Source organism: Staphylococcus pseudoxylosus (assembly GCF_044794325.1).
GTDB classification, from domain to species: Bacteria; Bacillota; Bacilli; order Staphylococcales; family Staphylococcaceae; genus Staphylococcus; species Staphylococcus pseudoxylosus.
Window position 1 is genome coordinate 2,010,378 of sequence record NZ_CP085024.1, and the last position, 23,063, is coordinate 2,033,440.

The 23,063-nt window shown below is 31.8% G+C and carries 19 protein-coding genes and 2 tRNA genes; 9 read left to right on the forward strand and 12 right to left on the reverse strand.

Going from position 1 to position 23,063, the window contains the following annotated elements; genetic code table 11:
* Positions 1-4: 4 nt before the first annotated feature.
* Entirely contained in the window at positions 5-1,666 is a 1,662-nt protein-coding gene (locus tag LG295_RS09630; RefSeq protein ID WP_318832988.1) for a phospho-sugar mutase, read from the reverse strand.
* Positions 1,667-2,120: 454 nt separating this feature from the next.
* Between LG295_RS09630 and LG295_RS09635 the strand changes: the two genes are divergently transcribed.
* From LG295_RS09635 to LG295_RS09650, 4 genes are all read left to right on the forward strand, one after another.
* Positions 2,121-3,440 (forward strand): LCP family protein, encoded by a 1,320-nt coding sequence (locus LG295_RS09635; RefSeq protein WP_318832989.1) that lies wholly within the window; start codon positions 2,121-2,123, stop codon positions 3,438-3,440.
* Between the two features lie 21 nt (positions 3,441-3,461).
* Positions 3,462-3,932: a DUF2538 family protein gene (locus LG295_RS09640; protein WP_017724104.1), complete on the forward strand. Its 471-nt coding sequence runs from the start codon at positions 3,462-3,464 to the stop codon at positions 3,930-3,932.
* A 69-nt stretch (positions 3,933-4,001) separates the two neighbouring features.
* Positions 4,002-4,424, forward strand: coding sequence for a GNAT family N-acetyltransferase (locus LG295_RS09645; protein WP_107531541.1), 423 nt, complete (start codon positions 4,002-4,004; stop codon positions 4,422-4,424).
* Between the two features lie 233 nt (positions 4,425-4,657).
* Positions 4,658-8,881 carry a glucosaminidase domain-containing protein gene (locus tag LG295_RS09650; protein ID WP_404475785.1) on the forward strand — a complete coding sequence of 1,408 codons (4,224 nt, stop codon included), beginning with the start codon at positions 4,658-4,660 and terminating at the stop codon, positions 8,879-8,881.
* 99 nt (positions 8,882-8,980) lie between these two features.
* Here the strand turns inward: LG295_RS09650 and LG295_RS09655 are convergent, their stop codons facing one another.
* Positions 8,981-9,403, reverse strand: coding sequence for a MarR family transcriptional regulator (locus tag LG295_RS09655; RefSeq protein ID WP_107531539.1), 423 nt, complete (start codon positions 9,401-9,403; stop codon positions 8,981-8,983).
* A 208-nt stretch (positions 9,404-9,611) separates the two neighbouring features.
* Between LG295_RS09655 and LG295_RS09660 the strand changes: the two genes are divergently transcribed.
* Positions 9,612-10,616: an acyltransferase family protein gene (locus tag LG295_RS09660; RefSeq protein WP_325999608.1), complete on the forward strand. Its 1,005-nt coding sequence runs from the start codon at positions 9,612-9,614 to the stop codon at positions 10,614-10,616.
* A 121-nt stretch (positions 10,617-10,737) separates the two neighbouring features.
* Positions 10,738-11,901 carry an aminotransferase class I/II-fold pyridoxal phosphate-dependent enzyme gene (locus tag LG295_RS09665; protein WP_107531537.1) on the forward strand — a complete coding sequence of 388 codons (1,164 nt, stop codon included), beginning with the start codon at positions 10,738-10,740 and terminating at the stop codon, positions 11,899-11,901.
* A 169-nt stretch (positions 11,902-12,070) separates the two neighbouring features.
* On the opposite strand, the gene LG295_RS09670 is transcribed toward LG295_RS09665, so the two are convergent.
* From LG295_RS09670 to LG295_RS09690, 5 genes are all read right to left on the reverse strand, one after another.
* Positions 12,071-12,529, reverse strand: a complete 459-nt coding sequence (locus tag LG295_RS09670) for a MarR family winged helix-turn-helix transcriptional regulator (protein ID WP_107558665.1) — start codon at positions 12,527-12,529, stop codon at positions 12,071-12,073.
* Between the two features lie 340 nt (positions 12,530-12,869).
* Positions 12,870-13,688 (reverse strand): 1,4-dihydroxy-2-naphthoyl-CoA synthase, encoded by an 819-nt coding sequence (gene menB, locus LG295_RS09675; protein ID WP_029379114.1) that lies wholly within the window; start codon positions 13,686-13,688, stop codon positions 12,870-12,872.
* Positions 13,681-14,487: a 2-succinyl-6-hydroxy-2,4-cyclohexadiene-1-carboxylate synthase gene (gene menH / locus LG295_RS09680; RefSeq protein WP_325999607.1), complete on the reverse strand. Its 807-nt coding sequence runs from the start codon at positions 14,485-14,487 to the stop codon at positions 13,681-13,683. Before menH ends, menB begins: the two co-directional genes overlap by 8 nt.
* A complete protein-coding gene (menD, locus tag LG295_RS09685; RefSeq protein ID WP_318832992.1) occupies positions 14,474-16,156 on the reverse strand; it encodes a 2-succinyl-5-enolpyruvyl-6-hydroxy-3-cyclohexene-1-carboxylic-acid synthase in 1,683 nt (560 codons plus the stop codon). The genes menH and menD overlap by 14 nt, the downstream gene beginning before the upstream one ends.
* Positions 16,149-17,501 carry an isochorismate synthase gene (locus LG295_RS09690; RefSeq protein ID WP_325999605.1) on the reverse strand — a complete coding sequence of 451 codons (1,353 nt, stop codon included), beginning with the start codon at positions 17,499-17,501 and terminating at the stop codon, positions 16,149-16,151. Before LG295_RS09690 ends, menD begins: the two co-directional genes overlap by 8 nt.
* 186 nt (positions 17,502-17,687) lie before the next feature.
* On the opposite strand from LG295_RS09690, the gene LG295_RS09695 reads away from it, so the two are divergent.
* Entirely contained in the window at positions 17,688-18,626 is a 939-nt protein-coding gene (locus tag LG295_RS09695) for a 1,4-dihydroxy-2-naphthoate polyprenyltransferase (protein ID WP_325999604.1), read from the forward strand.
* Positions 18,627-18,702: 76 nt separating this feature from the next.
* On the opposite strand, the gene LG295_RS09700 is transcribed toward LG295_RS09695, so the two are convergent.
* Positions 18,703-19,272, reverse strand: a complete 570-nt coding sequence (locus LG295_RS09700) for a GNAT family N-acetyltransferase (RefSeq protein WP_107558666.1) — start codon at positions 19,270-19,272, stop codon at positions 18,703-18,705.
* A gap of 181 nt (positions 19,273-19,453) precedes the next feature.
* Between LG295_RS09700 and LG295_RS09705 the strand changes: the two genes are divergently transcribed.
* On the forward strand, positions 19,454-19,666 hold the full coding sequence (locus LG295_RS09705) for a TM2 domain-containing protein (RefSeq protein ID WP_107531531.1): 213 nt from the start codon (positions 19,454-19,456) through the stop codon (positions 19,664-19,666).
* Positions 19,667-20,575: 909 nt separating this feature from the next.
* On the opposite strand, the gene LG295_RS09710 is transcribed toward LG295_RS09705, so the two are convergent.
* The 3 genes from LG295_RS09710 to LG295_RS09720 form a co-directional block, all read right to left on the reverse strand.
* Positions 20,576-20,664 (reverse strand) — tRNA-Ser (locus LG295_RS09710).
* Between the two features lie 2 nt (positions 20,665-20,666).
* Positions 20,667-20,741 (reverse strand) — tRNA-Asn (locus tag LG295_RS09715).
* A gap of 153 nt (positions 20,742-20,894) precedes the next feature.
* A complete protein-coding gene (locus LG295_RS09720; RefSeq protein WP_107531518.1) occupies positions 20,895-21,458 on the reverse strand; it encodes a competence protein ComK in 564 nt (187 codons plus the stop codon).
* Between the two features lie 253 nt (positions 21,459-21,711).
* Here LG295_RS09720 and LG295_RS09725 point away from each other — a divergent pair, with 253 nt between their 5' ends.
* Positions 21,712-21,930 carry an IDEAL domain-containing protein gene (locus LG295_RS09725; protein ID WP_017722274.1) on the forward strand — a complete coding sequence of 73 codons (219 nt, stop codon included), beginning with the start codon at positions 21,712-21,714 and terminating at the stop codon, positions 21,928-21,930.
* 99 nt (positions 21,931-22,029) lie between these two features.
* On the opposite strand, the gene LG295_RS09730 is transcribed toward LG295_RS09725, so the two are convergent.
* Positions 22,030-23,016, reverse strand: a complete 987-nt coding sequence (locus tag LG295_RS09730; protein WP_107558605.1) for a lipoate--protein ligase — start codon at positions 23,014-23,016, stop codon at positions 22,030-22,032.
* Positions 23,017-23,063 lie beyond the last annotated feature (47 nt).

The following is a 23,063-nucleotide window of genomic DNA, read 5'->3' on the forward strand; positions in this document are numbered from 1 at the left end:
TTACTCAATCTATATGATTAATATAGTCTTTTTCAAATTGATCCGTTATGGCATCAATGTCATCTACATTAAGCGAGAAATACAGTTTGATTTTTGGTTCTGTTCCTGACGGTCTCAGAGCAATAAAACCATTGTCAAATATGAATCTAATTAAGTTTGTATTAGGTAATGATAATGGTTCAGTCGCCCCCTCTTTTACATTCCTAATTTCTCCAATTTGGTAATCTTCAATTTGTTTAACATCCATACCACAAATTGAAAGAATATCTTTATTTCTAAACTGACTCATTATTTTAGAAATTTTTTCATTACCTTTTGACCCTTCAAAGCTTGGTGCGATTGTTCTATCTTTAAATTCACCAATATTTTGATAAATATCATTAATTGTATCTTTAAATGTTATACCGTTTTTATTTAATAAATTTTTATATTTAATTAACAGTGGTACCATTTGAATTGCATCTTTATCTCTGGATATTGGTTTTGCTAAGTATCCATGACTTTCTTCAAATGCTAACAACAATTGCTTATTTGTTGTGTTGTGATTTTGTTCGATTAAGTCAGAAATAAATTTAAACCCAGTTAAAACGTTCGTCACTTCAACGTCTAATGATTTAGCTAATCTTTCTGCTAACTCACTCGTAACGATTGACTTTATAATATATTGTGGTTTATTAGATTCTACTAAATCTTGAAATCTCAATTTCATAAATAATAAACCTATTTCATTACCATTAAAATATCTATAGTCGTTATCTCCATAACGTTCAATAAATCCTAATCTATCCGCATCCGGGTCTGTAGCAATGATGAGTTGTGCATCTGTTTCATCTGCCAATTTTTTCCCTAGTGCAAACGCATCTTCGTCCTCTGGGTTAGCAATTGCAATCGTCGGAAAATGACCATCTGGTTTTGATTGCTCTTCTTCTATTACATAATTATGATAATCCAACTCTGACAATATATCTGACATTAATGGTAAACTCGTACCATGTAAACTCGTGAGTACAACTTTGGCATCTTTTTCTTCAATCGTACCTACTAATGATTTAACCTCAGCTTTGTATTTTTCTGTCACTTCATTAGCCATGAATTGAATTTTCTCTTCCTTCAATAATGTCTCAAAATCACCTTTTTCAATTAACAATGGTGATTCAATTGAATTTATATATGAACTTAACGTTTCTGATGCTTCTGGTAACAGTTGACCACCATGATGATCATAAATTTTTATACCGTTATAGTTTTTAGGATTATGACTAGCAGTTATCATGACGCCAGCACTTACATTTAATTCTCTTACCGCAAAAGATAACTCTGGTGTAGATTTATAATTTTCTGATACAATCGTATGCACACCATTTTCAGCTAAAACACTTGCCATTTCTCTAGAAAATGCTTTTGATAATAATCTAGTATCAAAATGGATAACCACTGATGAATCGCTACTAACTGTATTTTTTAAATATTGTGCTAATCCTAATGCAACTTTTCGAACAGTAAAGGCATTTAATCTCCCTGGACCTAAGCCAAAAGTACTTCTTATACCTGCAGTACCGAAAGATAAAGTAGTTTCAAAGCCTTCATTTTTTTCTTCCTCTGTTTGTAATTGATAAAATGCTTTAACTAAACTTTCATCAATTCTCTCTAACCAAGCTTGTTTCACGTCGACGTTTCCTCCTTATATCTTTCAGAATAAAGATATATTTAGTTTTAGTTTCATTTTAAAATCTAATTCTCAATAAATCATCCCATACATTCTGCTATCCAAATAGAATCTATTAATTATTCATTAGAATTGATATTGTCTACAAGTTTATATTTCCAATGTATATTATATCCTATGTTTTAAAATAAATCATTTTTAATCAAATGACATAAATGTAACATCTAAATCTAAACCTTGACTGTTCCAGTCCTAAGTATCACGAATATCTTTAATTTTCACCTCAAACTCGTAAATAACATATTGATAGTTGATATTTTTTAATTATAGTAATAAAATTATAAGTTATAGTACATTTTCTTCTTTACAAATATTTAACAAAGTTAAAAAGTTTAACAACTTCAACAAAATGATAGTTACATGTACCAAATCTTATACATGGGGAGCTCCAAACATGAATAAATTTTTAAAATATTTTTTAATATTTCTATCTTTACTTCTTGTAGTTGTTCCAGTGATATTTGCCGTTTTACTATTAAAATCTTCTCAAGGTGCTTTTGAACATTCATACAATGACCAAGATTCAGCGAGGCAATCTAACATCCGTGAATCAAAAGTTGATCCTTCAAAAGATCCTATCTCTATCTTATTCTTAGGTATTGATGATAATAGTGGTCGTGAAAAAAACGGACAAAGTACTGAACAATCAAGATCAGATGCAATGATTTTCTCTACACTTAATACCAAGAAAGAACAAATAAGAATGTTAAGTATCCCACGTGATACTATTAGTTTTATCCCTAAAGTGGGTTATTACGATAAAATTGCACATGCTCATGCTTATGGAGGTCCTAAATCATCAATGGACTCTGTAGAAGCTACGTTAAATGTGCCAGTTGATTACTATGTAAGAATTAATATGGAAGCTTTTGTCGATGCTGTTAATGAACTTGGCGGTATCGAATACGATGTCCCTTATGACATTAATGAGCCAAACACAGATGATTCTGGAAAAATAAAAGTTAAAAAAGGCCATCAAAATTTAAATGGCGATGAAGCATTAGCCGTTGCGCGAACAAGACATCAAGATTCTGATTTAGAACGTGGTCAACGTCAAATGGATTTAATAAAAAAACTATTTGCTAAAGCTCAAAAAGCAGATTCAATTAGTAAGTTAGATGATGTTGTTGAAATTGTTGGTAAAAATGCCAAACACAATTTAAGTTATAAAGAAATCAAAGTACTTGCAACATCTTATTTAAAAGATGATGTTGATATCAAGAGTACACAACTAGAAGGTAAAGACGACTACTTAAATGGCATATATTATTACAATCCTGATATAAAAAATATTCAAGATACGTCAAATCTTTTGCGTGATGATCTAGAATTACCTAAAATAAAAGATAAGTTAGAATTTTTAAACCAACGTGTTATTGATTTTTATGGTACACTCATACCACAAACAGAGATAGATAGTTCATTACTAAGAAAATCTCAAAACGATAGTACGAGTAATGATGATAATGATGAAAATCAATCATCAGATAATAATTCTACAGATTCAGATATTCAAGAAAATAAAAATAATGACAATAGCCAACAATCTGACGCTAATCAATATGAAAATCAACAAGACGACCCGAATCAACAAAACGATCAGAATCAACAAAACAGTGATCAAAATACGCAACAACAGGTTGATCCAAATCAGCAGCAGCCTGATGAAAATCAACAACCAAATGCACAAGAAATACCTACAAATCAATATTAACTTTAGAGAGGAGCTCACTGTATGTCACGTAAAACATATGACAAACTTAACCAAATTAATGGTATGTTTAATGTATTAGAACAACAATTGATTCACAGCAAAGATATGGCACTTTTCAGGAATGAATTTTTCTACGTCAATCATGAACATCGGGAGAATTATGAAGCACTACGAATTTATTATAAAGATAGTGACAATAATCCAATTGTTGATGGTGCGTGTTATATTGTTGCGCTTCCAGAAATTTTTGAAAAAGTTGATGTATTTGAATCTGAACTCCCCTTCACATGGGTTTATGACCAAAATGGCATAACAGAAACAATGAAGCAAATCAGTGTGCCAATTCAGTATCTAATTGCAGCTGCATTAGAAGTAACTGATGTAAACTTATTCAAACCCTCAGGCTTTGCCATGGGAATGAATAATTGGAACATTGCACAAATGCGTATTTTTTGGCAATACACTGCAATTATTAGAAAAGAAGCGTTATAAATATACTGCCCTACCATATATTTTATGGTAGGGTATTTTTAATATTAAAAATTGAAATGAGGAATCTTTATGTTCAAAATTGTTACAACTCAAAATATGATAGAAGAAGCTCACAATATACGTAAAAAGGTCTTCGTTGAAGAACAAGGTGTGCCTTTAGAAAATGAAATAGATCAATATGAAACGATTGCTACTCATGTAATAGGCTATGATCAAAATGCTGTGCCATTTGCAACTGGTAGACTTCGTCCTGTAGATAATGCCGTAAAAGTAGAAAGAGTGGCTATTTTAGCATCGCATCGCAATAAAGGTTATGGAAAATTACTAATGGGCTTTTTAGAAGACGTAGCAAAAAATAAAGGCGATAAAAAGTTAATGCTTAATGCACAATGTCATGCGCAACCATTTTATGAATCTCTTGGATATGAAGCTTTCGGAGAAACTTTTATGGAGGAAAACATCAAACACATTGCAATGTCAAAAACAATTTAATATTATTTGTCATATTTTTACAGTAATATTTCATCTAAATTTTGTAATATTCTTCGGTGTGTATTTTTTTAATATATTGTGAATAAGGCGTTATAACGCTTTAAATCGTATATTAAATCTTTTCCAAAACTTAATAAGATTAATTTTATATTACAAATCGGTGAAAAATAAGTCACTCGATCCTTAGACGTATTATAATGAATTTAAATTTATAAAGTTAAAGGGGCAGTTTAATGGCTAAGAATAAAAACACTTATAAAGTACCTTCAATTATAGCACTTACATTAGCAGGTACAGCTTTGACAACTCATCACGCACAGGCGGCAGATAAAACACAGGAGCACTCGCCTAATAAGAATATTTTAAATGATGATAAAGCACTTAACCAAAGTGAAGAAATTAAATCTGAAATTAGTAAACCAACAGCTAACATTTCAGGTACACAAGTCTACCAAGACCCTACACAAATCAAACAGGCATCTAATGATAATGACTCAAACTATGATGCTCAAATTGATGAGTTGAACAATCAAACTTCTGATCAAACACCAACTCAAGATACATATAACCAAAATGGTCAAGATCAAGAAGCGCAACAAAATGACAATCAAGATTTAGAAACAAATCAAAACGCTCTTGAAAGTAATGTTACTTCTAATGAAACAGCTAACAATGAAAACACATCAGAACAGGATACTGACGCTGTTCAAAACGATAGCACTAGTACTGATAAGGATGAAATCATTGCTGAAGACAAACAAGATGGATCTAAGGATAGTGTGAATTCAGATGCTTCTTCTACTGAACAGGATACTGACGCTGTTCAAAACGATAGCACTAGTACTGATAAGGATGAAATCATTGCTGAAGACAAACAAGATGGATCTAAGGATAGTGTGAATTCAGATGCTTCTTCTACTGAACAAGATACTGACGCTGGTCAAGATGATAGCGCTAGTACTGATAAGGATGAAGTCACTGCTGAAGACAAACAAGATGAATCTAACGATAGTGTGAATTCAGATGCTTCTTCTACCGAACAAGATACTGACGCTGATCAAGATGATAGCGCTAGTACTAATAAGGATGAAGTCATTGCTGAAGACAAACAAGATGGATCTAAGGATAGTGTGAATTCAGATGCTTCTTCTACTGAACAAGATACTGACACTGTTCAAGATGATAGCGCTAGTACTGATAAGGATGAAGTCACTGCCGATGACAAACAAGATGAATCTAACGATAGTGTGAATTCAGATGCTTCTTCTACCGAACAAGATACTGACGCTGGTCAAGATGATAGCGCTAGTACTGATAAGGATGAAGTCACTGCTGAAGACAAACAAGATGGATCTAAGGATAGTGTGAATTCGGATGCTTCTTCTACTGAACAAGATACTGACGCTGGTCAAGATGATAGCGCTAGTACTGATAAGGATGAAGTCACTGCCGATGACAAACAAGATGAGTCTAAGGATAGTGTGAATTCGGATGCTTCTTCTACTGAACAAGATACTGACGCTGGTCAAGATGATAGCGCTAGTACTGATAAGGATGAAGTTGCTGCCGATGACAAACAAGATGAGTCTAAGGATAGTGTGAATTCGGATGCTTCTTCTACTGAACAAGATACTGACACTGGTCAAGATGATAGCGCAGACACTACTAAAGCAGCCAATGCTACTTTATATAGTACACAAGCGACACCTAAACTTAGAGTAGCTAGAAATGCCGATTCAAAAGTCGCAACACGTTCTGCACTTACAAATGAAGCGACAACGCGTTCAACATTGACAAAATATTCGCCAAAAGTAAGTTCATCGATTAACAATTATATTCGTAAGAACAACTTTAAAGCACCTAACTACGAACAAGATATAGCATCTTATCTACCAAAATATGATTATCGCTACGGTAAACCCGAAGGTATTGTTATGCATGATACTGCAAATGATAATTCAACAATTACTGGCGAAATCAATTATATGAAGAATAATTATGAGAATGCTTTCGTACATGCTTACGTAGATGGAAATCGTATTATTGAAACAGCAAATACTGATTACTTAGCTTGGGGTGGCGGTGCTGCGGCTAACCAACGTTTCATACACGTTGAATTAGTTCATACTCATGACTATGATTCATTTGCTCGTTCAATAAATAACTATGCTGATTATGCAGCAACAAACTTACAGTATTATGGTTTAGTCCCTGATAGTGCAGAATATGATGGATCTGGTACTGTTTGGACTCATAAAGCAGTAAGTAATTACTTAGGCGGTACTGACCACACTGATCCTCATGGTTATTTAGCTGCACATAATTATAGTTATGATGAATTATATGACCTTATTTATGAAAAATATTTAATTAAAACAGGTCAAGCTGCTGCTTGGGGTACATCCTCTTCAGGTAGTACGAGTGGAAATAGCTCAAATAATACAGGATCAAGTAATACTGGTGTAACTACTCCGCCTAAAACAGGTAGCGTAAAAGTAACAACTAACATTAATAAAACTTATCAAATCAAACCTGGAGAAACGATATATACTGTTCCTTGGGGTACAGGTTCTCAAAAAGCGGGTACAGTTTCAGGAAAATCTACACAAACGTTCAAAGCAACAAAACAACAACAAATTGGTAAGACTAACTATATTTATGGAACTGTAAATAATTTATCTGGTTGGGTCAGCCTAAGTAAATTATCTTCAACAAGTAATACAGCTACATCTCCTACTACAAATTCAGGGAAATTAACTGTAAATACACTTACAAATCAACAAGGTACTGTTGCCAAAAACAATCACGGTGTATATACGACTGTATATGATAAACAAGGTGTGCAAAAGCCATATGTTAATGGCCAAACATATAAACTAAGTAAAAAAGCAACACTAGGTAAAAATGCATTTTACTTAATTACTGATAACAAAACCAATACTAATATAGGTTGGATGCAAACTGGTGACATTAAAGTTAAAGAAGTAGCGAAAAAAGCAACTACTAACCAAACACAAAATGTAAGTAAAACTGGTCAGTTAAATACCAAAAATTCTGGTATTAAAGCGACTGTTTATGATCAGCAAGGTAAAGACGCAACAAAACTAGCTGGAAAAACTTATAATGTTACAAAACAGCGCACTGAAGGCAACAATACTTATGTATTAATACAAAATGTAAATCAAAATACGCCAATTGGCTGGATTAATACAAAAGATATTAATACTCGTAATTTAAGCCAAACAAATGCTAAAAATGGCCAGTATACTGTTAAAGCGACTAATAATGGTCTTTACGCAGTACCATGGGGTACAAAATCACAACAACTAGATACACTCAATAATCTTAAAAATAATCAATTCAATGCATCTAAATCTGTCTACGTCGATAAAGACGAATACGTTTATGGTATTGTAAACAACAAAACTGGTTGGATAGCTGCTAATGATTTAAATAAGGTACAACCATCTAATCGTACGGATGTTTCAAATTCGCAAAACGTTACTAAATCAGCGGTAACTCCGTATAAATATGATTATGTGATCTTCAATAAAAATGGTAACTATTATTTAGATCCAACATCTACTACTCCATCAGGTTCACTTAAAGATTTTTATGAAAGTATTTTTACAGTTTATGAAACTCAAGTGATTAATGGTACTACTTGGTATCATGGCAAACTATCTAATGGTAAAGTCGTTTGGATTAAAGAAGCTGATTTACGTAAAGAATTAGTAAAATACTATGATTCAGGCATTACTTTAGATCAAGCTGTTGCTATCCAAAAAGGATTAACTGCTAAACCACAAATCCAACACACACCTGGAAAATGGGAAGATGCTACAGCAAACGAAATCAAAAATGCTATGGATTCAAGTAAGCTAATAAAAGATGAAACTCAAAAATATCAATTTTTACGTTTAGATAAAACTCAAAATATTGATGCAACTGATTTAGATAAATTACTTGTTGGTAAAGGTATTTTAGAAGGTCAAGGCGCAGCGTTTAGTGAAGCAGCTCAGACTTACGATATCAATGAAGTGTATTTAATATCTCATGCATTACTTGAAACTGGTAATGGTACATCTAAACTTGCAAATGGTGGCGATGTTGTAGACAATAAAGTTGTTACTGATGGTCCAAACAAATATTATAATATGTTTGGTATCGGCGCAGTTGATAGTGACGCTGTAAAACAAGGGTTTATAACAGCAAAAAATAATGGCTGGAATACAGTTAAAAAAGCTATCGTTGGAGGCGCTAAATTTATATCTGAATCATATATTGATAAAGGTCAAAATACACTTTATAAAATGCGTTGGAACCCTGAAAATCCAGGTGTTCACCAATATGCAACAGACGTAGCATGGGCCTCTCATAATGCCACTCGTATTAAAGGTTTCTATGATTCTATGGACAAATTAGGTAAATATTTCGACGTAGATACGTATAAATAATATTAATTTAAAACATTAAACCAATTAAAAGAAGCGTACTAATGACAATGCTTATCGCAAGTTATTGTCATTATGTACGCTTCTTTTTTAACTAATTAACTAATGCATATATACTTGATGTACATTTAGCTTATATAATAATTGGTTTAAATTTTCTATGTCTTTAGAAGTAAGGTTTTGGCAACGTGCTTCAATCAAAGCTACCCTAACCTCATTAATTTGTTGTACCAATTCTTTCGCCTTTTCTGTAACCATCAAATCTTTACATCTCATGTCTTTATTGGATTGCTTGCTCGTTATATACCCCATCTGGCATAACTTTTTTATCCAACGTGAAACAATTGATTGTTCTTTATTAATTTTCATAGTCAAATCATACTGAGATAACACTTCATAATTATATAATATTCTTAACATTTCTAATTGCTCAGAAGTCAAATCAGTTCTCTGACCAAATCTTCTACTTACCAGATTTAAATCATTACCTGTAAGTGTAATTAACTGTTCTAGTTGTTTATACATGTTGCTCATCTCCACTATTATTAATTTAGCTTTGTTAAAATCATAAGTTTTTTTACACTATTTTATTTCTTAATATTATAATCGTATCCTTCATGATATACAATAATAAAAGACAAATTGTAGTATTTTGTTGCATTTCTCATAGGTTTTATAATAGATTAGAACTAGTGTATATAAAATTTATCGTACTACTTAAAGGAGAAAACGAATGTCACAGTTGAAAGAAAGAGATTACTTTTTCGATAATGCAAGAGCTGCGCTGATTTTTCTTGTAGTCTTTGGTCATCTATTACAGCCATATACAGAAGCCAGCCCTCATTTATCTTCATTGTATTTAACAATATACAGCTTTCATATGCCAGGCTTTTTATTTATTTCAGGCTATTTTGCCAAAAAAGCTGGTGAAGTTGGTTATTTAGAAAAAGTATCAAAAAAACTACTAGTTCCATATGTTATATTCTTTGGCTTTTTCTCTTTTTACTATTACTTAACTGGTAAAGAAGATAGTGTTCAGTTTGATCCTTTCGATCCAGTATTTGCATTATGGTTTTTACTCACATTATTCTTTTTCCACGTAATATTAGTAATAGTTAAGGATTATAAACCATATTATGTATTACCTATAGCAGTGATTATTTCACTATTCGCTGGGTATTCTGAGAATATAGATAATTACTTAAGCTTTTCTAGGACGATTATGTTCTTCCCAATATTCTATTTAGGCTATTTATTTACTAATAAACATACACAGCTTTTAAGAAATAAAAAGTTTCTACCAATAGCTATTATCACGTTACTAGCCTTTTATGTTATATACACATATCATCCGATTAACTCCAATTGGTTGTTAGGCGATTCGCCCTATATGTCGCTTGAAGGAAAGCTAGATTTCTATAGCCCAATCAAAAGATTGTTATTATATTTTATCGTTTTAATTACGATGTTTGCTTTCTTTAATTTAATACCTGAAAAAGAAAAATTTTATACGTATATAGGTCGTAGAACAATGCACGTGTATTTACTACATGGCTTATTTATTGGTATTATCCGTGGCTTTGGAATATATCCATTTAAAGATCATATCAGTATCTTAACTTATTTTTATTTAGTTATTGTTACGTCTATAATCGTGTATATACTATCAACACGATTTGTATCTAAATGGACAAATCCAATTATAAATTTACAATCCCCTTTTAAATTCAAAGGATAAATAAGTATTAAACCGAATTGTATTGATTTTAAATATGTTATGATAAATATTGAAGTACTTCCAATCAATCTATACATATTTAAATACAATTCGGTATTTTTAATTTTGAGGTGAAAATATAATGCAACTTTCATTAAATAACAATTCAAAACATTTATCAGCACCTAGCATCCGCCAATTTTCAAATCGCATTAAAGGGATTGAAGATTGCATTAACTTAACGATAGGTCAGCCAGACTTTCCTATGCCTAAAGAAGTAAAAGATGCGTACATAAATGCGATTAAAGAAGATCAAACGAGTTATTCACATAACAAAGGATTAATTGAAACAAGGAATGCTGTGAGCCAATATTTTGAACAACGCTATGGCTTTACATATAGTTCAGAAGAAATCATTATCACTAATGGTGCTAGCGAAGCCTTAGATACTGCTTTAAGAAGTATCATAGATGAAGGAGATGAAATATTAGTACCTGGACCAGTATATGCTGGCTACATACCACTTATCAAGACACTTGGCGGTATTCCAGTTTATATTGATACGACAATTTCTGAGTACAAAGTAACACCTGAAGCACTGGAAAAACATATAACCCAAAATACCAAAGCAATACTATTAAATTATCCTACTAATCCAACCGGTGTGATATTGTCTTATAATGAAGTACAAGCTATTGCTAATAAATTAAAAGATAAAGAGATTTTTATTATTAGTGACGAAATCTATGCTGAAAATACTTTTACTGGAAAGCATACTTCTTTTGCTGAATTTGAAATAATTCGCGATCAATTATTACTTGTTGGAGGGTTAAGCAAATCACATTCTGCAACTGGCATACGCATTGGATTTTTGATTGGGCCAGAGTATTTAATTGAAAAATTAACTTTTATGCATGCTTATAATTGTATCTGTGCCAACGTTCCTGCTCAAATTGCATGTATTGCAGCTTTAAATGAGGGTTTAGAAGCACCGCAATACATGAATGAAGCATATATTGAACGACGTGACTTTTTAATAAATAAGTTAGAATCAATGGGATTTGAACTAGATGCTAAACCTGAGGGTGCATTTTATATTTTTCCTAGTATTAAGCGTTTTACAGACAATGACTTTGACTTTTGTGTAGATGTTTTAGAAAATGCACATGTTGCCATTGTTCCTGGTTCTGCGTTTACCGATATTGGTAAAGGACACGTACGTATTTCTTATGCATATGAACTTGATGCATTAAAAGAAGCTATGAGAAGACTAGAACAATATCTTACTCTAAATTATAAATCATAATAAAAATCACCAACTAAATGTGAGTTTGAAATATGCCCCTTTGACGTTTCTATTAATAATTATACGCATGTGGTATAGCTTAACTTCAACATTGATGTTGGTGTTTTAATTTTTAATCAATATAGCGATTAGTTTACTTTATTGTGCTTATTAAATTATAATTTTTATTTTAAGATTTCTTATTCTCACTTTTAGCATAAATATTTTTCTCAGCAAACGTTTTCAATATCTGATAATATGCTAATGAATCTTCCTCTTCCATGTCAAATTGCTGAATCACTTCTTCCGAAATTTTCGAAAATTCTTCTTTTAATTTTATACCCTTTGTAGTTAACATTACTTTCACTCTTCTTTCATCATCTTCTGTTCTAAGACGACGAATCAATTCTTTTTTCTCTAGCCTTTTAATGATTGGACTGATTGTTCCTGAATCTAAGTATAATTCATCACATAATGTTTTTATGTAAATTGGGGTTTCATTTTCAATATACAGCAAAACAATATAGTTAGGGAAACTTATATCATATCGTTTTAAATACTTATTAAACCTGTTTGCAACTTCTTTACTTGTAATATAAAACAAGTAACACATTTCTTTTCTCATTTGATCATATATATCAGTTGTCATGTTTTCTTCTCATCCCTTCTCAATTATAATATTAATCCACGTTTTAATTTTAGTCAAATACAATAATTAAATGTAAAAAAGTTTTCACATTAAAAGTTTCTCACTATATATTAGTGTTAAATTAATTTTATATTACTTGATTTATAATATTTGTATGTCTCATCATATTACGTTGATAATTTAAATAGTAAATAAATTTTTAACTCAAATCACAATATATAATAATATTTATCATTTTATGTTTTCAACATTATAGATATAAAAAAACTAGGTGAGACACAGCTCCACCTAGTTAATCGATAATGCTTATTTATTTTTAGTATTGCTCTTCATTCAAATTCTATGGGAATTTAGGGAATTGATCAAAATCTGGATCACGTTTTTCTTTAAATGCATCTCTGCCTTCTTTTGCTTCATCTGTTGTATAGTAAAGTAAAGTAGCGTCACCAGCCATTTGTTGTAATCCAGCTAAACCATCAGTGTCTGCATTCATAGCTGCTTTCAAGAATCTTAAAGCCGTTGGTGAATGTTGTTTCATTTCTTGGCACCATTGAACTGTTTCATCTTCGACTTGATCTAATGGAACGACTGTATTTACTAAGCCCATGTCTAAAGCTTGTTGAGCGTCATATTGGCGACATAAGTACCAAATTTCACGAGCTTTTTTGTGTCCTACGATACGAGCTAAATACCCTGAACCGTACCCAGCATCAAATGATCCAACTTTAGGTCCAGTTTGACCAAAGATTGCATTGTCTGCTGCGATTGTTAAGTCACAAACGACACTAAGCACGTGCCCACCGCCGATTGAATAACCTCTCACCATTGCAACGACAGGTTTCGGAATCACACGAATAAGTCTTTGTAAGTCTAATACATTTAAACGAGGAATTTGATCGTCACCTACGTAACCACCGTGGCCACGTACTTTTTGATCTCCTCCTGAACAAAATGCTTTATCCCCTTCACCAGTTAGGATAATAACAGAAACACGTTGGTCATCACGTGCTCTTGTGAATGCATCTATCATTTCTTGTACTGTATTTGGTGTAAATGCGTTACGAACCTCAGGACGATTAATCGTCACTTTTGCAATACCATCATATATTTCATATTTAATTTCTTTATATTCTTTAATTGTTTCCCACTGTCTAGTCATTTTGCTCCTCCTTATGAATAAAACCTAATACTATTCTATCAAATTCTGCAAATTCTTCCACATGTACTGTATGACCACTTCGTTCTATTTCATTTAACTCCGTGTTGTGAATCATAGTTTCCATTTGTTTAGCAATCTTACAAAATTTACCATCTAAAACGCCTACGATTATGCAAGTCGGTACTTTAATTTGCTTTAACTTTGGCCATAAATTAGGCATTTGTCCAGTACCGTAATCACGCAATGCCTTCGCTAAACGTAATGGATTTTGACGTAATCGCATATCACGTATTTCTTTTTTAATGGATTTATCTAATTCATGCTGTGTATAGAAAAGCGGTAACTTTTCCCAATCATTTACAAAAATTTCTAAACCTGCAATTTCTAGCACTTTCGCTCTAGCTTGATCAACCAGTTGCCTTTCATTACGGTCTTCCAACTCTTCAATTCCTGGAGATGTGCTTTCTAAAATCAATCCTGATAAGGTGATTTCTCCTTCAATGACATAGTATAACGCTATTCTACCACCCATTGAATAACCGTGTAAAAACAATTGATAACTTTGGAATGACTTTAATAACTCATCTAACTGGTTGGTAATAAATGGAAAATCCCAAGTTTGATTTGTATCTGAGCCATCTTGTCCATGGCCAGGTAAATCTACAGTTAAAATATTCAATTTTTCTTGTAAGACACATACATGTTTACTAAATGCTTGTTGATCACTTATGAATCCATGTAACATAACCAATAATTCATCTGTATCACATTTCGCTTGATAAAATTTATAGTTTAACATTAACAATATCACTCAACTTTTTATAGAGTTTTAGATGCTGTTGCTTATTTTCTTCACGTTGCGTGATTATTTCATATATATGAGCGCCAAATTTAGATAAATCAGCATATTTAAACGCTTCGATTGATTCATATCTATCAAATGCAAAATCATATAGCAAAGCTGTATGTTCAAAATTAAGTCCTGTTGGTGTACCAAACAGACGCTCAAAATAATCTTCTGCCGATTCCTTTTGAGGTAAATATGAAAAAATCCCACCACCATCATTATTGAGTAGAATAATATTTAAATTAATATCATTTAATTTAGACATTAATAAACCGTTCATGTCATGATAAAACGCTAAATCGCCTATTAATAGTGTTACTTTCTTATGAACTGCCATACCTAATGCTGTAGATATTACACCGTCAATACCGTTCGTACCACGGTTTGCAAATACTTCTGCATCGCAATCGATAAACAGATTATCAACATCACGGATTGGCATACTATTACTCACAAACAAGGCATCAGAAGTTGTTAATTTATCTAAAACATTCGCGACATATGCAGCTTCATCTGTTGCCGTTCTTACATAATCTTTAATCTCAACAATCGCATGTTTCTCTAATGTCTGCCACTTCTCTAACCAACGCTTACGCTCAACAATTGGTGTCTCTGACAATTGTCTAAAGAAATCATTGGCTGACATCTCATAGGATACATGTGGTGTAATTGGAAATGCATCTGGTCTATCATTATTTTGAATTAAAATTTGAAATGCTTCTGTTTCTTTTAACCATTGATTTAATTTTTTAGAAACAACTGGTTTACCAACCCTAATAATAAAATCAATATCTAATTGTAAACCTGCTCTAAACAGTAAGTCATAGCTCGTCACAACATTGGGATGACGTTCACGTCTTAGTTGACTCAATGGATCAGCTAGTATTGGCATATCATGTATCGTTGAAAAAGTTAGTACTTGATCAATATCCTGATGTTGCATATCTCCAACAATAATCAAACCTTTACTCTTTTTAATAATCGAACTGATTTCATTCAAACTAGTTGTTTTTTGATAATGCGGCAATATTTTCATATCTGATGTTAACCATTCAACCTTTTCAATGTTTGGAGTTAATGGCTCTCTAAATGGTAAGTTCAAATGAATTGGGCCACGATGCGGTCCATATAAAAATTGACTTGCTTTTTGAAGCTGGAATCTAACAGTATTCATCATGAAATCTTCCGCTTCATCCGTATCAACTATTGGAAAATCAAATTGATATTGCACATAATTTTGAAACATATTCGTTTGGTTGATTGCTTGAGGCGCGCCAATATTTCTAAGTTCATGCGGGCGGTCACTTGTAAGTACTACTAAAGGTAAATGGCTCAAACTACTCTCTGAAACAGCAGGCGCATAGTTTGCAGCAGCACTACCTGACGTACACAAAATGGCAACTGGCCGCTCGCTTCCTTTCATTAAACCCATAGCAAAAAACGCAGCACTTCTTTCATCTGGATGAATCCAAGATTTTAATTTAGGGTGTGCCTCAACTGCAATTGCTAACGGTGTAGAACGTGATCCCGGGCTTATTACTACTTCTCTTATGCCATAAGCATATAATTCTGAAACAAAAGTAAATACTTGTTTCGTTAACGCATCTGTATGATTATTCATATTCCTCGACTCCTAAAGCTTTCATCATAGGGTTAAATTTAACTGCAGTTTCTTCTACTTCACTATCTGCATCAGAATCACTTACAATACCACAGCCTGCAAATAATGTGGCTTGATTTTTCTTAATCAACATCGAACGAATAGCCACGATAAACTCACAGTTGTCATACATATCAATATAGCCTACAGGTGCGCCATAAAGTCCGCGTGTGCCAAATTCATTTTGTTCAATATATTCTAATGCTTCAAATTTAGGATAACCACCTAGTGCTGGTGTTGGGTGCAGGTTATCTAATAAGCCTATATAAGATTCATATTTCAATTGACCTTTAATTTTTGTATACAAATGATATAGATGGTCATTAGTTAATATCTGAGGTTCTTGATTATAAGCCACATCTTCTACATAAGGTGATATATCATTCAATATACTTTCAACAACGAATCGATGCTCATTTAAGTTCTTTTCATCATTTAAAAAAGCTTGAATATTTTCATTGTCTACTTCAGCTTCATGTGTTCGCTTTATCGTACCTGCCACAGCTTTTGTAGATAGTATTTCATTATTTATCTCCATTAATTGTTCTGGTGTTTGCGAAAAGAAAATACTATCTTGTGATTCTAAAATAAATAAATAACTATTATGTTCTCCTTGAGAAGCTTTATTCAAAATATAAGGTATTTTAATCTGTTTATCAAAGATTATTAAACGTTTTCTCGCTAACACAATTTTTTTATTTTCATCTAATATGTCAATCGTGTCTTTGACTAAATCACGCCATTCATCTTTATATATGTCTTCGATGCGCTTAATATCCCCAATCTCAAAGTCAGGATACACATTAGTTTGCGTTAATTTATCTATAATCGATAAAAACGTACTAATTTTAAATTGATCTGATTTCACTGTATAAGTTATATAGGTACATCCTTGCTCCATTGTTACTAATACTTCAGGCAAGATAAAATGATTAATACCAAATTCACGCCATTCATCACCAGATTTATGTGTTGAGAATTGGAAGCCTCCACATATTTTCAAATGATGTTTGTCAGAATTTGGATGAATTAATTCAATGTCATTTTTATATTTTTCCCATTCACGAAAAATAGATTGTTTATTTTCAAAATCATTTTTAAATCTTGTAATAGCATGATAGCCAAAGAATGAAGTTTCGTTGTCATTTTTCTTAAAATAAAAACGGTCTCCCGCACAATCTTCCGTTATATGAAATAATAATGTAGGATCTAATTCATAATTCAATTTTGCTTCTACAGAGACCCAAGTATGATTACTTTCGTATACCGCTTCGACAATTTCACTTTCCTTGACGTCAAAAGTCATCTATTTCACTTCTTTCATTTATCAGTTTGTACTCATTATAATATTGTACCACTTTTCACAATGTGTGTATGGTTTCTAGCTTATTTCATTCATACATTTTTACGTTATTTGACCTTTCTAAGTTCTTCCATTAAAATATATTTGATAAAAAATATTATAAATTAAAAGAATACGAGGTAAATCATTATGGCATCTCAATATCAACAATATTCTACTGTCAAAAAATACTGGCAGTTAATGCGACCACATACTTTAACTGCTGCAGTGGTGCCTGTACTTGTCGGTACTGCTACTTCAAAAATCTTTATCCTTGGTAGTGAAAACAAACTAAATCTTAATCTTTTTCTAGCAATGTTAATCGCATGTTTGTTAATTCAAGCAGCAACAAATATGTTTAATGAATATTATGATTTTAAGAAAGGGCTCGACGATCACACTTCTGTAGGTATTGGTGGCGCAATCGTTAGAAATGGTATGAGTCCTAAGTTAGTCTTGAACTTAGCCATTGTATTTTATATCATAGCTGCAATATTAGGTATATTTATTGCCATTCAAAGTTCATTTTGGTTATTACCTATTGGTCTTGTATGTATGGCTGTTGGATATTTATATACTGGCGGTCCATTCCCAATATCATGGACTCCTTTTGGTGAATTATTTTCAGGCATATTCATGGGTATGATCATCATTTTAATTTCTTTTTTCATTCAAACTGGAAATTTACAAAGTTTAGTTGTTTGGATAAGCATCCCAATCGTTATTACTATCGGGTTAATTAATATGGCGAACAATATCCGTGACCGCGTTAAAGATAAAGAAAGTGGCCGTAAAACGCTCCCTATCTTACTTGGTAAAAATAATTCTATTCGTTTCTTAGCATTAATGTATATTGTCGCTTATGCATTAATTATATATATCACTTTCTTCCAACCTGGTGGTTCAATCTTTTTCTTATTAGCATTGTTATCATTCCCTATGCCTATTAAAGCAGTACGTAGGTTCAAGAAAAATGACACACCACAAACAATGATGCCTGCCATGGCAGCAACTGGTAAAACTAATACGTTCTTTGGTTTATTATATGCGCTAGGTATTTATATCAGTGCAATATTAGGTGGAATTTAATAAAGTACGTTTTATGTTAACATTAGCTATCACTACAAAGTTTATTATCGGCCTTCATTAAATGAAGGTCGATTTTTTATTCATTACCATCGCTAATTGGTAAAATCATGTGATAATGCATATGTCCATATAAGTCAAATTCACTCTCAATTTGAAAGCCTAGTTTTTTATAAACGTAAAGCGCCCCATCATTATGAACATCACAATTTAAACTCCACTTTTCGTCACTGTATGACGCTGTAACATGCTGTACTAACTGTGTTGCTACACCTCGACCACGATATTGAGGAAAAGTCGCAACAGTTTCAATATACCATTCATCATCATTTGCTTCTTTCATAGGCATAGGTGTGCCGTATGAGCGGATATCATCATCTAGATCTAAATCTAACCAAGCCTGTTCAAGTGCAATTTCTTTATCACCAGGATATGCGATTAAGCAACCAGCTACCTCACCTTCTATTTCATAGACCCACGTGTTACTATAATGACCTCTATAAGGTACATCAATCATACTTTGTTCCATAATTTTAAGCAGTCGTGACTTATCTATATCTTTAACCATTTGTATATCAAGTTCACTCCAAATGATATAACATAGTTCAGCAATTTTCGGTGTATCACTTGGCTTTGCTTTTCTAATCATCATTATTGCTCCCCTTATCCATAAATTCTTTAATTCTATTATATATGAATCAACTAAAAAATTCGAAGTAATCACGATACTAAACACCAATTTTTATGGAATCAATAGTTTTTTATTGTTGTAAATCTCGATTTAAGAGATAATTATAATAATCACTTTAATACGAAAGGATATAAGAGACATGAAAGTAAACAAAGTAATCTATGTTGTACTCGCATTCATATTAGGCTGGTGCGGAATTCATAAGTTTTACTCTAACCAACTTTTACAAGGTATTATCCATCTCATTTTCTTCTGGACGGGCATTCCATATATTATTGCAATAATAAGTGGAGTGATTACTATTTTCTTTCATAAGGCCGACGAAGATGGTTTAATTACTTTTGAAAAATAATGCGCATTGTAGAAAATAATTTATAAATTTCCAAAAACATCTATATTTCATTAAGAAAAGGGTAAAGAAAGTATAATCCAAATTAAAATTTGAATTGTAACTTAGGAGGTTTAAAATGAAAAACATAATTCAACGCGTATTTAGAGCATTAGCTGTAGGCTATATTGTCAGAGCAATTAGAAATCTAATTAGTAAAAAATAAAAATCATATCACTATAAAATGAACCACTAAATAAAAAACATGATATAGCATTTATCAAAAGGTATTATAGTGCATTATACTAAATTAATTGAGATCATATTAATCAAGAACCAATCTAGATAATCAAATCATGTTATCATACTATCTAATACAACTTTAAAAATCATAAAAAGAAACAAACCAAAAGCTACATTTCTAGCTTATGGTTTGTTTCTTTTTATAATATCACAGTAATAATACCGTAATATAATATCTCACTTAACGGATATATGTAGATGTCTGAAGTCCACTTGCTACAGATTATCACATTAATTATACAAACCAAATTAGGGAATTTCCTTATTTTCAAATAAAAAGCACCCTACTATTATCAAATTTTAATGACCATTTAATACTATCACACTAACTATCAATCTTAATCTTAATAATAATTACTTTCAGCATTTAAATCTCACGCACCACTCAATATATTAATAGGCATGATAATACCTTTGAAATAAAAAAACCATCCCGAAGGATGGCTGTGAAAAGATACTTTGAGGTGGTTAAGGGGGACCACCATATACACTATATCACTAATATGATCACACTCATATTAGTATATTCCCTTAACTTTTCAACAAATAATGCAGTCACTTCATCGAAACAAAAAACTCCCGTTAAACTAACGATTCATTTACGTTAATTTAACGGGAGTTCTTTTCTTACGGAAACGGAGGGATTCGAACCCTCGCGCCGCTTTCACGACCTACACCCTTAGCAGGGGCGCCTCTTCAGCCAACTTGAGTACGTTTCCAATGGCTCCACAGGTAGGACTCGAACCTACGACCGATCGGTTAACAGCCGATAGCTCTACCACTGAGCTACTGTGGAATAATTAATACCTTTAATCAAGCACAAATACTATTATATCAACTATCTTTAATTTTTCAAGAGGTATGTAAAAAAAATATGCGGAATATTTACACTAAATTAATATAATATTCCACATATACCTTTTTTACATTTTTTATTCACTAATTTTCACTATTTCGCTTCAAATAACGAATATTTTGCCAATGCTTCATATATATTTAATTGTGGTTTTGTATAATCAATAGGCGAATCAGGATCAAATGTAGCAACTCTAGCCGCCCTATCCATCATGTAATAATAATATATGCCATTTAAATATTGGTGATGCATACTATGAGCAGAAATATTAGCTACAATACTTTGATTATCTACAAAAGTAACTTTACATTTCTTTTCTTTTAACGGTCTAATATGATGTACGTAATGGATATTGATCCAAGTATTATCTGCTTTACGATCAGAGTGTGTGGGAAAGAAATACGTGGGAAATAATGGAGTGAATAGAATAGGTGGTTTACTACTTATACCGGTAATACGTATAGTATCTTCCTTTTTAAATACATAACTGCTACCATAAAATCTACAAGAACGGTCGATGATTTTAGACACACGTTCTTTAATAATTTGACTGTCAGCTTTATACCTAAGCAAGTAACTACCTTCATATTGTCCAGTAGCTAAATTACATGGTTGTAAAACCATATCACCTTTTTTAATAATGTACGGTTGAATCATAGTTGTTACCTCCTTTATAACTTTTGGTGATACTCAAATAATATATCATCAACATCTTAAAATCAATAAATAATATAAATATTTTTATAAATTTTCTACAATTAAATTTTAGTATATCACCTTTTTCAATTTTTCATTTTCAGTAAACTTGCAATTAGCATTAATTTTTTCGGAAAAGTCAGAATATTCATTGATTTAAAAATTAAAACCTTGTATACTATATGTAAATAAAGATAGAGAGGTTGTGGCGTTTATGAAACACAATACACATGTAAAATACAATACATTAGAATCATTTGTATCAACAATTAACGACTTAGGTATTGAATTAATCATCGACGAATCTTTACGTAATGTCCGCAAGCAACAGTTAGAACAACTTATCGATAATGCGCTTAAAAATAAAAACGAGAATGATTTCAAACGTTATACGGAAGAATATAGAAACTTGGAGGAATTCCTCGTTGGTTAATTTAAAAGCTTGTTATTTAAAATAAGGTCTATTCCCTACTTATCAATTAAGTTAGCGAATAGACCTTTTACATTTTAAAAATAATCTATATTTAAATTTTTATGACATGAGTCTAATCAATTCATGTCTATCGATATCTCCAAAATAATGATAAATGTCATAATTTGAAAGTGCCTCTTCAATACTATCAAATTCATGCATTGTACCTTCTAATGCATTTTCTAATTCCGTAATATCTCCTTCACCGAAGAAATCACCGAAAATTTTCGCGTGTTCTATGCGTCCTTTCTTAACATCTAATTTAATCTGCACAAAACCTTTTTCAAATTTTTCTTCTCTTTCAAAATTATATTTAGGATTTCTACCATAATTCCATTCCCAAGTACGATATTTTTCATTGCTTAACTTTTCTATTTTTTCCCAATCTTCATCCGTAAGTTTATATTCTTCTACTTGAGTTTCTCCAAAAATACTTTTTAGAATTATTTCTTTAAATTTATTTATATCTATAGGCTCATCTAAGAATTCAGAAATATTCGCAACTCTACTTCTTACAGATTTAATACCTTTAGATTTAATTTTTGCTGGGTTCACTTTTAAAGCATTCTGAACTTCATCAAGTTCACTATTCAACATTAAAGTACCATGGCTAAACATGCGATCTTTTACTTTTACCATAGCATTTCCTGATATTTTAGCTTCACCAACTTGAATATCGTTCCTTCCGCTTAAGTTTGCATCAACCCCAAGCGATTTTAATGCTTCAACAATTGGTTCAGTAAATTTTTGGAAATTATGGAAACTATTACCATCATCATCTGTAACAAAACTAAAGTTTAAATTCCCTGTATCATGGTAGACTGCGCCCCCGCCAGATATACGTCTTACAACATCAATACCTTGTTCATCAATATATGATTGGTTCACTTCTTCAATAGTATTTTGATTTTTCCCAATTATGATGGATGGTCTATTTATATAAAATAAAAAATAACTATCATCTTTTGGCATGTTTTTTAATACATACTCCTCCATTGCTAAATTAAGCGTTGGATCCGTAATATTATTGTTACTAATAAACTTCATTTACTACACTCCTTTTCCATATTATATACCCTTACCTTATTTATGCT